Below are 10,171 nucleotides of genomic sequence, written 5' to 3'. Positions count from 1 at the left end.
CGCCGACCCCACGATCGGCGCCTACCACCACTACAACGGCGAGAAGCCCGAAGCGTCCCTGATCACCCGGTACCCGGCCATCGCCGCAATCACGTCGCTGCCCCTGAAGAACCCCTACGTCGGCCACCTCGACCTTCAGAACAACGCGGCCACCGCCAAGATCAACCAGCCCTCGCTGTTCGACCCCACCCCGGCCGTGCAGGCACGCATGGTGAACGGCGTCGGCACCTTCGTCGAGATACCGAGCCTGACCGTGTGACCCGGTGACCCGGTGACCCCGCGCCCCCGTGGCCGCGTGACCGCGCGGCCCGGAGCGAACGGCGGCAGCGACCACCCCCGTGAGTCGCTGCCGCCGTGTCGCCCGTGTTCCGGCCCCGTCCGCCGTCCCCCGACGGCCCGCGCGTTCCCGGCCGCAACCGACGTACCGAAACACGTTCGCACCCTAGAACGATGAGGAAGGGGAACGGGAGGTTCGATGCGCCCGGTGTGGCCGCGACGGAGGTATCAGATCGCACAGTCGGCACCGGGCGCCGAGTGAACGGGGTACGGGTGCGAGCGCGTGAACGGGCCGACGACCTGCTGACGATGCACCGGCTGGCGCGGTCCGGCGGCACGCCGGAGCTGCTGCGCTGGCTGTCGGGCCGCGCCGACGGCTGGGCGGGGCTCGTCGGCGTCGACGGGACCGTACTGCATGCCGCGACCGGCCCGGCCGCCGGGACCCGCACGGCCGGGCCGGGCGCTCCCGATGTGGCGGCGCTGGTCGCCGAGGGCGTGGCCGCACGGGCCGAGCGCCGGGCGCGGGCCTACTCCCTCGACACCGGTGCGCACACCACCCTGCTGTTCCCGCTCCCGGTGGACGAGGGCCCCGCCGATCCGCTGCTCGCCGTCGTCACGCCCCGGCCGGTGGCCGCCGGACTCGCCACCCTGCTGGCCGACGTGGTGCTGCCGCTGGCCCTGTGCCGGCGGAGCGAGACCGTCGAGCGCAAGCGGCGGCGGGTGGACCTCGCCGAGTCCCGTGGCCGGGAAGCGGTGCTGCACCTGCTGATGACCGGCCAGCTCTCCATCGCCCACCAGGTCGCCGGCGCCCTGCTGCCACGGCTGCCCGACCCCGTGCGGGTCTGCGTCGTGGAGTGCTCGGGCGACGGGCGGGAGGAGGTGGCGAGAGTCTGCCGCGACGCGGACGGCGGCCGGTCCTGGATCGTCCGCTGCCCGGTCTACGCCCGCCACCTCATCCTCGTGACGCCGGCCGACGCCGAGCCGGACGACGGCCCGACCGACGAGGCGGTCGCGGCGCTGGTGGGCGACTGCGTGGTGGGCGTCAGCGAACAGGTGGACCTGGCCGATACGGCCACCGGCTACCGGCAGGCGTTCCACGCTCTGGCCGTCGCCCGCGAACTGCCCTCCCGGCACGCCCGGTTCGGGGCCCGACCGGAACCGGCGCTCGTCGTCGGACCCGCCGGACGGCAGTGGGCCGACGCCCTGCTCACCCCGCTCCTGACCCATGTGCCGCGCCGCGCGCAGGACCCGGGGAGCCAGGAACTCGCCGCCACGGCGACGTCCTGGCTGGCCTTCTCCACGCACGCGAGGGACCACCTCAAGATCCACCGCAACACGCTGGCCGCCCGCCTCGCCCTCATCGGCGAACTGCTCGGCCTCGACCTGCAACGGCTGTCCGACCAGGCCGCGCTCGACCTGGCCCTGCGCGTCCGCGCCGTCCCCGCACCGGCCTGCGCGGCCGGCCCCGATCCGGCCGGAGCGGCGCACGACCTCGACGAGATCCTGCGCCGCCCCGCCGTCCGGGAGTGGGCGGACCGCAGCCTGGCGCCGCTCGCCGGAGCGGGCGGCGGCGCGGCGGACACGACCGCGAGCGGCGCGGCTCCCAGCGGCGCGGCTCCCAGCGGCGCTGCGGACACGACCCTGCGCGCCTGGCTGGCGTGCGAGGCCCGGCTCGGCCCGACCGCGACCGCGCTCGGCATCTCCGTGCCGGGCGTCCGCAAGCGCCTCACCCGGCTCGAAACCGTCCTGAAGCGCTCACTGCTGCGCCCGCCGAGCGCCCGTTACGACCTGTGGCTGGCGTTCCGGGCGCGGGACCTGGGGGCCGCCGGCGCACCCAGGGTGAACGCGGCGGCCCGGGGCCTCACTTCGTGAAGATGAAGTACTTCCAGGCCCCGTGCGTCGTGGAGTTGACGCTGTCGCCGGAGGCGCCGTTCACGTACGAGGAGCGCATCCGCATCTTGTAGCCGGTCTCGTGCGGCCCCTGGAGCGTGATGGCCGACCTGCCCGAGGTGCCGAGCGCGAAGTACTCCTGGCCCGCGTCGTACCAGGTGCCCTGGTAGTAGAGCTGGAGGCTCAACCGCTGGGTACGGCCCTGGTAGTAGCTCATCGTGGTCGTGAAGACCGGGTTCTTCTTCTTGCTGTAGTACGCGTAGGTCGTCTTCCCGATTTTCGCCGTCCGGTAGTGCTTGGACAGCGAGGTCGAGACCTTCACCCGTGCGTACGCGGTCGACTTCACCGACTTCGACGCGGTCCGGCTGTCGCCCGCGAACACGGCGGTGACCGCCGTGTCCCGCTTCATGTCGACGGTGACGGACAGGTTGCCCTGGGAGTTGACCTTGGCCTTCCTGACCAGCTTCTTCGGCTTGTCCGAGCCGAACGGGTCGACCCACAGCTCGACGACCCGGTTCTTGTACGTCTTGCCGAGCTGCGCCGTGAAGGAGACGTCCTTGCCGTAGGAGTAGACGTCCTTGTTCCGGTTGAGCTTCAGCGAGGCGGTGGCGCGGGAGACGGCGACCGCGTCGGAGCCGGACGAGGCGGAGTGCGTGGCGTCGCCCGCGTACACCGCCCTGTACGTCACCTTGCCGCCGGAGGGCGGGGTGTCGGTGAACGAGAAGGAGCCGTTGGACTTCAGCGCCGCCGTACCGAGGGACTTGCCCTTCGGCGATTCGAGGTCGGTGCGCACCACCGCGACCTTCGAGCCCGCCGGGAACGCCGTCTTCGAGGTGACCTTGCCGGAGACGGTGAGCTTCTTGGCCCTGGTCGCCTTCTCCGGCGCGTTCGCGACGATCGACGTGACCGACTTCTTCGTGTCGGTCAGGACGCGGAAGGAGCGGACTCCGGCGCTGTTCGTCGTGACGGCGAAGAGCCGACTGGTGTCCGGGGCCCAGGCCAGGCCCGCCGGGTCCAGGACGTCGGAACCGCTGGACGAACCGGTGTTGGGGAAGTCGTACTCCCGCACCGAAGCCGTCTTGGAGCCGCCCTGCGGATAGATGTACACGTCCGGGTCGTACCAGCCGTCGATCCCGGCCGCGACCGTGCCGTCCGGCGCGATCTCCACGGCGTTGGGGTACGCGTCCGACGTGTAGCCCTGCTCGGCCCGCAGGTCGGAGGTCCGGTACACCTGGTGGAAGTACGGCGCGCCGCTGGCGACGACGACCTGGCCGCCGTCCGGGCTCAGGGCGATGTCGCGCAGGTTGCTCGCGTCCGCCCGCAGCTGCGCGGTCCGTGCGGCGGTGCCCGAGGACACGTCGTACACGGCCAGTTGGGCCGGGCTCTGGCCCTGGATGCCGGCGGCCAGCGTGCCGGGCGCGCCGGGCGTCGAGGCGAGGAGCGGCGCGGCGTACCAGGTGCGGTCCGGGTCCTGGTCGAGGGTGACCACGGGCTCCGCGCCGGACAGGTCCAGCGAGCCGATGTTGCCGTCGCCCGCGTTCCCGTAGCCGAACCACAGCTTCCCGCCCGCGAGGGCCGGATGGGTCGGCCGGGTGCCCCGGCCGGTGTCGTAGCGGGCGGACTCCGTCAGGGTGGCGGTGTCGATCGCCACGATGGAGTCGGCGGTGGCCACACCCGCGTACAGCGTGCTGGAGTCGGCGGACAGCTCCAGGCCGTTCACCCCGGGCAGTTCGCCGAGGGTGCGGACGACCTTGCCCGAGTAGTCGGTGGCGAGGATCTGGCCGGACTCCGGGTCGCTGACGAACACCCGCTGGTGCACGCCGTCGGCGACGATGTCGCCCAGCGAGGCTGCCGGAAGGATTCTGCTGCTGTCGGCGACTGCCGGGTTCGCCGCCCCGCCGACCAGCACCACGGAACTGAAGAGGACCGCGAGCGCTGTCGCGGTCGAGATTCTGCGCGTACGCACAGTTACTGATACCCCCACGGTATGAGAGGGCCGCGTGTCACCCGAGATGAGAGAAGCGAAGGGGTGCGGCCCGGATCGCAGAGTAAGGCATGCCGGTGACACGGCTGGACACTATTTTCACCTCGCCGATCCGACCAGGGGCTGTCCCGTGGCACCGCGCGACGGCTCGACCGACCGGTCTCGTACGCCCGCCGGCCGGTCCCGCCGGCCGGTCCCGCCGACCGGTCCCGGTGGCCAGGGTTGACGGATGGGTGAAGTCGGTGATGTTCGGTGGTGTTCATCCGTTCGATCGGCCGGTACGTTGCGCGTGTGACCAGCCGGTATGTCGCCCGTGCGACGGCGTGGAACGCCTGATGAACTCCTTGGCCGATTCACTTCCCGATGGTGGGGTAGCTTTTTCCGAGGAAAGCATTCTGCGTCGCAGAAGAAACCGTCAACCTCCGAACGGAATCGGTTCCGGCGTCTCGCCCGGGGATATGAATTCGTTCCTATATCCATCAAAGAATACTTGAAAAAAAGGGGATGTTTCGCCCGTTTTCTCCGGGCATTTGTGGTGTTTGTGTGCGTAGTGTGCTGGCGACAACATGAGGGCTTCCGGGAAACCGTGAACGGCTCGGAAGCCGCCGCCTCGCACAGAAAACCGGTTTCTGATGAAGCTCAGAACGCCTGATCTTGCAGTACGGCGCATTGTTTCGTCCTGGCTCACCGCCGCTCTCGCCACGACCGTCGCCGCTGCTGTGGTGGCCGTGGCCCCGTCCCCGGCCTTCGCCATCGCGACGCCCGTGCCGCTCGGGACGGCCGACAGTTTCGCGGTGCTGGCCGGTCAGTCGGTCACCAATACCGGGCCTTCCGTGATCACCGGGGATCTCGGGGTCGCGCCCGGGACGGCGATCAGCGGATTCCCGCCGGGGCTTGTGAACGGGGTCCAGCACTCGGCGGACTCCGTCGCGCTCCAGGCGCAGTCCGATCTCGTGGCGGCCTTCAACAACGCGGCGGGCCAGGCGACGGACGGAGCGCTTCCGCCGGACGCCGGCGGTCTGACGCTGGTACCGGGCGTCTATACGGCCTCCTCGACGCTCGACCTCACCGGCACGCTCACCCTCGATGCCCAGGGCGACCCCAACGCCGTGTGGGTCTTCCAGGTCGGCTCGGGCCTGACGACGGCGTCCGCCAGCCAGGTCTCCCTCATCAACGGGGCACAGCCGTGCAACGTGTTCTGGGAGATCGGCAGTTCGGCCACGCTCGGTACGAACTCGACCTTCGTCGGCAGCATCCTGGCCCTGACGTCGATCAGCGTCACCACCGGCGCGACCATCGACGGCCGGGCGCTGGCCCGTAACGGCTCGGTCACTCTGGACGACAACCGCATCACCCGTCCCACGTGCTCCGGCGGCACCACGTCCGGCACGACGACGGGCACCACCACGGGGACCACGACGGGCACCACCACCGGCACCACGGGCGGCGTGCTGGGCGGTGTGCTCGGGGGCGTCCTGACGGGCGGCACGACCGGCGGAACCGGCGGCGTGCTGGGCGGTGTGCTCGGCGGCGTCCTGACCGGCGGCACCACCGGCGGTACCCCGGGAGGCGGGACGACCACCGGGGTCACCACGGGCAACACCGTCGGCAACACCTCGGGGAACATCGCGGGCAACACCACGGGCGGCGGCAAGGGCGGTGTCACCGGCGGCAGCAAGGGCGGCGGCACCGGCGGACACACCGGCGGCAGCAAGGGCGGCGGCACCGGCGGACACACCGGCGGCAGCAAGGGCGGCGGCACCGGCGGCGACCACGGCGGTTACGGATACGGCCAGGGCGGCGAGCAGCCGGGCGGATACGGCTACGGCGACCAGCCCCAGGAGCACGGCGGCTACGGCGACCAGCCGCAGCAGCACGGCGGCTACGGCGACCAGCCGCAGGAGCACGGCGGCTACGGCGACCAGCCCCAGGGACCGGGGCACCACGAAGGCTAGGCGGCTGCGCGACGTACGCGCTGTCGGCTGAACGGTGTGCGGTGGGGCATGTCCTCCTGCCCCGCCGCACGCTTCCACGAGACGGACGACGAGAAGAACAGGGCGGGGCACGTGCTGGGCCAAGTCGCATCGGACCACGAACAGAACAGCGGTGGGCCCCCGGGCCCCGGACCGGCCACGAACGACGCGCGTGCCGGGGGTGCCGAGAGAGGCGCCGGTGACGGCAGAGTGGCCGGGAAGGAGGCGGAGCGCGGCGGAACGCCCGAAGGGAACCGCTGGGGGAGGAGAGTCCTCAACACGACGGTGGCGCTGTGCCTGACCGTGGCCCTGACCCACGTCGGCCTGGTGTTCCTGCACGTGGCACCGCCGAACGTCGTCTCACAGCGTTTCGAATCCCAGGTGGACGCCTGGATCTACCCCCTCTTCGAGCAGAACTGGCGGCTCTTCGCCCCGGACCCCGATTCCGTCAACCGGCAGATCTCGGCGCGGACGGCGCACACGGCCCAGGACGGCACCGTGCAGGTCAGCGACTGGGTCGATCTGACCGCTGTCGACGCCGCCGCCATCAAGCACCAGGGATTTCCCAGCCACACCGCGCAGAACATGCTGCGCCGTTCCTGGACGTCCTATGTCGAACTGCACGGCGGCAACGACGTCTCCCGGTCCGCCCGCGCTGTGATGATTCAGCAGTACCTGCGCAACATCGCCGCCGATCGCACAGGGGACGGCAAGCCGTTCGAGCACATCCAGCTCCGGGTGGTCACCCTGCCCGTAGCCGCTCCGGGCACGGCGGAGCGTGACCGCCGTGCCGCCTCCGCGAACCCCGAAACACGGCTTCTGCCCTGGTGGAAGGTGGCCTCCGATGGCTGAGACGGCACCGATGGCCGACACGGCGAACGATCCGATCCGTCCCGTGGCAGCGGCTGCGGGGGGTGCAGCGACCGAGGACCGGCGGCCGGCATCCCTGCTCGACGCCGCGCTGGGACGGTTGACCGGCACGGCACGGCACGCGTGGTCCCTGCTGACCGAACGCCCCCTCTGCCTCTACGCGGTATCGGTCCTGCGCATCGGATACGGCCTGCTCTACCTCGTCTTCCTGCTGCGCGAGTTCCCGAACCGCGATGTGATCTGGGGCCCCGGATCACCGTGGACACCGGACCTGGCGCGACAGCTCTTCGACCAGACCGGCTGGGCCAGCGTGCTCACTCTGTCGGACAGCCGCGTCCACTTCGAACTCTGCTACGCGGCGGCACTCGTCGTCAGCTTCCTGTTCCTGCTGGGCTGGCGGACCCGTGCCGTGTCCGTGCTCTTCGCCGTCGTCGTCGCCTCCTTCCACGCGCGGTCCATCTTCATGACGGACGGCGGCGACAACCTGGTCCTCCTGATGGCGCTCTACCTCGTCCTCACCGCGTCCGGCCGTCGCTGGTCCCTGGATGCCGGAAGGGCCCGTCGCGACTCCGACACGAACTCCGCCGGCCGCCGGCCGCCGCTCCGGATCCCCGCGCGTCTGCGCGCCGCGCGGGCAACGCTGGTCACCGCCGTCCACAACTGCGGCCTCCTCGTCATCGCCCTCCAGGTCTGCTTCCTCTACGGCGCGGCCGGCCTGTACAAGGTGCAGGGCGGCACCTGGGGAGCCGGGACCGCACTGCACTACGTCATGAACCTCGAACTCTTCCAGCCGTGGCCCGCCCTCTCCCACTGGGTGGACGACCAGGCGCTCGCCATCGCGGTGGCCGGCTACCTGACCGTGCTCCTCCAGGTCGCCTTCCCGTTCGTCCTGTTCGGCCGGCTCAAGTACCCGGTCCTGACCATGCTGTTCGGCATGCACATCGGGATCGCGGTCCTGATGGGGCTGCCGCTGTTCTCGGGGGCGATGATCATCGCCGACGCGGTCTTCCTGCCGGACCGCTTCTACATCGCGGTGGCAGGACTGGCCCGGCGGGCGTTGCGGCGGCCCGGAGCGCCGCGGGCGGCGGCAGGGGAACCCGGGGCGCGGCGAGGGACGGTGCCGAAGCAGCACGGCCGCCCGACATCCCTTGTACGCGGTCGCCCTTAGGAGGCGGATCGTGCGCCGGGCCCGCGGTCCGCCGGCAGCGCGTAGGCCGGCGATCCGCCGGGCGGCCGGGCGCGCACGGGTCGAGTCGGCATGTGGCGTACTCACTCCGCCCAGGTCAGGAACGCGGACCAGGCGTCGGGCGCGACGGCGAGGGCCGGCCCGTCGGAGACCTTGGAGTCGCGGACGTGGACGGCGTGGGGGCAGGCGGCGACCTCGACGCACTCCCCGCCGCTGGCGTTGCTGTACGAGGAGGTGTGCCAGGCGAAGGCGACCTCGACGCAGTTGCCGCCGCCGCTGTCGCTGTAGCTGGAGGTGAACCAGTGCAGGGGCTTTCTCATTCCTCTACTCCTGCCAACCGCTCGATGAGGTCCAGCGATTCACGAGGACCCAGGGCCTGTGACCGGATCTTCGCACAGCGCTGGGCACGCGTACTCACTGACGCGGGATCGCTGATCAGGAGACCTTCGCCCTGAACCTCCAGGTAGAGCAGCCGTTCGTGCTCCGGCGTTTCCACGAGATTCATGTCTCCACGGTCACCTGCGTACTCCCCGCTCAAGCCGCAGTCCAGCGGCAGCACCTGAAGCGTGACATTGCGGCGTCGGGCGCACTCCGCCAGGTACCGCATCTGATCTCGCATGATCGCCTTGCTGCCGATACCGCGCAGGAGGACCGCCTCCTCCAGGACCAACTCGATCAAGGCGGTGGGCTCGCGGTCGAAGAGGGCCTTGCGCTCCATCCGAAGCTCGACCAGTTCCTCCACCCGCTGGTCGGTGAGCGGCGGGTATCCGCCACTCATGAGCGCCCGAGCGTATTCCTCCGTCTGGAACAGCCCATGGATGATGTTGGTGGCATAGAGCTGGAGACTGAGCGCGGCCTGTTCCAGCAGCGCGTAGTCCTGGAACTGCTCGGGATACCTCTCCATCCGTACGTACCGGCGTGCGGTCTCGAAAATGCCCGTGCCATTGCCCAGCACCCGTTCCAGCGCCGTCAGCATCGCGTCACTGGCCGGCTGGGCGCAGGTCTCCATCGCGCTCACGGCGGCTGCCGAGTAGCCGATCTCGCTGCCCAGTTGTTCCTGCGTCCACTTCCGGTTGGTACGCAGCACTCGTGCCACCTCGGCCACCATCTGTGCTGTCGGACTGGCCGATTCCTTGTTCTCCGCTCGCGCCATCACACGATCTCTTTTCGACTCGACCGAACTCAACCGGTCACTACTCGATGCCACCGGATTCAACCGCTTCACAGCGAAGTCCGCGCAGGTCAACGGGTGTGCGACGCCCCTCGCCAGTCGTAGAGAACGCTAGGTGATCAGCTCCACAATCGTCCCGTGAACGCACAGAATCGTGAACTGAACATCGCGTGGATTCCTGACTCCGGATTCCAGCTCCGCAAGGCGGGCGTGCAATTCGACGCCGTCCGGGTGGACGGCGAGGACGGAAGTCGGCTGGCCGCCCTGATGGAGTCGTTGGTGGGAGGAGAACCGGGGCCCGTGGTGACCGAGGAGAACGGGCGGCGGGGCGTGTACTTCCTGGTGCCGCCGGGATCGACGGCCGGGCGGGCGTGGCCGCGCGGGGCGACGACGTTCAACTCGGCCACCGGTCGGATCAGTTACGTGCCCGTACCGGCCCTGACCGGGCGGACGTGGCCGCTGGCCTGGCGGTTTCCGCCGACCGGGCCGGGCCGGTTCGTGCACACGTTGATCCTGATCAACGCGGCCTGCTCGATGCTGCGTTGAGCACGTCGAGCAGGTCGGGTGCGGCGTGCGCGTCGTCAGGGGCGGAGGTCGCGCCCGCGCCCGGCCGGTGACGGGGACCGCGACCGTCCTACGAGCCGCCGGGCCCGGCCGGGCCGGTGATGCGGGCGACCGCTTCCGTCGTCAGGGCGCGGTCGTGGGGTTCGGTCTCCAGGGCGCGGTGGATGGACAGGCCCTCGATGAGGGCGTCGAGCTGACGGGCGGTCGCCGGGTCGAAGTGCCATTCCAGGGCGCGGCGGCTGCGGCCCATCCAGCGA

Annotated in this window: 9 protein-coding genes and 1 pseudogene; 6 read left to right on the top strand and 4 right to left on the bottom strand. The window is 70.7% G+C overall.

The annotated features are described in order from the left end of the window. On the top strand, window positions 1-259 hold a 259-nt coding region (locus EES43_RS30625; RefSeq protein ID WP_164493164.1), incomplete at its 5' end, for a hypothetical protein. Between the two features lie 326 nt (window positions 260-585). Continuing rightward, entirely contained in the window at window positions 586-2,148 is a 1,563-nt protein-coding gene (locus tag EES43_RS13070; protein WP_124271960.1) for a helix-turn-helix domain-containing protein, read from the top strand. Here the strand turns inward: EES43_RS13070 and EES43_RS13065 are convergent. Further along, a complete protein-coding gene (locus EES43_RS13065) occupies window positions 2,138-4,132 on the bottom strand; it encodes an Ig-like domain repeat protein (RefSeq protein ID WP_124268884.1) in 1,995 nt (664 codons plus the stop codon). The two genes, EES43_RS13070 and EES43_RS13065, sit on opposite strands and share 11 nt — an antisense overlap. A 650-nt stretch (window positions 4,133-4,782) precedes the next feature. Here EES43_RS13065 and EES43_RS13060 point away from each other — a divergent pair. The 3 genes from EES43_RS13060 to EES43_RS13050 are packed head-to-tail and all read left to right on the top strand — an operon-like array spanning window position 4,783 to window position 8,161. Next, window positions 4,783-6,105 carry an ice-binding family protein gene (locus tag EES43_RS13060; RefSeq protein WP_124268883.1) on the top strand — a complete coding sequence of 441 codons (1,323 nt, stop codon included), beginning with the start codon at window positions 4,783-4,785 and terminating at the stop codon, window positions 6,103-6,105. A 48-nt stretch (window positions 6,106-6,153) separates the two neighbouring features. Beyond that, window positions 6,154-6,975: a DUF5819 family protein gene (locus tag EES43_RS13055; protein WP_241192407.1), complete on the top strand. Its 822-nt coding sequence runs from the start codon at window positions 6,154-6,156 to the stop codon at window positions 6,973-6,975. Then, a complete protein-coding gene (locus tag EES43_RS13050) occupies window positions 6,968-8,161 on the top strand; it encodes an HTTM domain-containing protein (RefSeq protein WP_241192406.1) in 1,194 nt (397 codons plus the stop codon). Before EES43_RS13055 ends, EES43_RS13050 begins: the two co-directional genes overlap by 8 nt. Before the next feature lie 101 nt (window positions 8,162-8,262). Here EES43_RS13050 and EES43_RS13045 read toward each other — a convergent pair whose 3' ends face one another. Further along, a complete protein-coding gene (locus EES43_RS13045; RefSeq protein WP_124268882.1) occupies window positions 8,263-8,499 on the bottom strand; it encodes a DUF397 domain-containing protein in 237 nt (78 codons plus the stop codon). Next, window positions 8,496-9,332 (bottom strand): helix-turn-helix domain-containing protein, encoded by an 837-nt coding sequence (locus tag EES43_RS13040; protein WP_124268881.1) that lies wholly within the window; start codon window positions 9,330-9,332, stop codon window positions 8,496-8,498. The genes EES43_RS13045 and EES43_RS13040 overlap by 4 nt, the downstream gene beginning before the upstream one ends. Before the next feature lie 228 nt (window positions 9,333-9,560). On the opposite strand from EES43_RS13040, the gene EES43_RS13035 reads away from it, so the two are divergent. Further along, on the top strand, window positions 9,561-9,896 hold the full coding sequence (locus EES43_RS13035; protein ID WP_241192639.1) for a hypothetical protein: 336 nt from the start codon (window positions 9,561-9,563) through the stop codon (window positions 9,894-9,896). Between the two features lie 88 nt (window positions 9,897-9,984). Here the strand turns inward: EES43_RS13035 and EES43_RS31305 are convergent. Continuing rightward, window positions 9,985-10,171: pseudogene (locus tag EES43_RS31305) on the bottom strand (TetR family transcriptional regulator); the annotation flags it as partial.

Origin of the sequence: Streptomyces sp. ADI96-02, from assembly GCF_003846185.1 — a bacterium.
In the GTDB taxonomy this organism is placed as follows: domain Bacteria; phylum Actinomycetota; class Actinomycetes; order Streptomycetales; family Streptomycetaceae; genus Streptomyces.
The sequence above is the reverse complement of the archived record's forward strand: the minus strand, read 5'-3'. Positions and strand labels throughout refer to the sequence as shown.

Bases quoted from the DNA above. Each gene is read 5' to 3' on its own strand.
- EES43_RS13070 (WP_124271960.1), top strand. From the start codon at position 586: ATGCACCGGCTGGCGCGGTCCGGCGGCACGCCGGAGCTGCTGCGCTGG.
- EES43_RS13060 (WP_124268883.1), top strand. From the start codon at position 4,783: ATGAAGCTCAGAACGCCTGATCTTGCAGTACGGCGCATTGTTTCGTCC.
- EES43_RS13055 (WP_241192407.1), top strand. From the start codon at position 6,154: ATGTCCTCCTGCCCCGCCGCACGCTTCCACGAGACGGACGACGAGAAG.
- EES43_RS13050 (WP_241192406.1), top strand. From the start codon at position 6,968: ATGGCTGAGACGGCACCGATGGCCGACACGGCGAACGATCCGATCCGT.
- EES43_RS13045 (WP_124268882.1), bottom strand. From the start codon at position 8,499: ATGAGAAAGCCCCTGCACTGGTTCACCTCCAGCTACAGCGACAGCGGC.
- EES43_RS13040 (WP_124268881.1), bottom strand. From the start codon at position 9,332: ATGGCGCGAGCGGAGAACAAGGAATCGGCCAGTCCGACAGCACAGATG.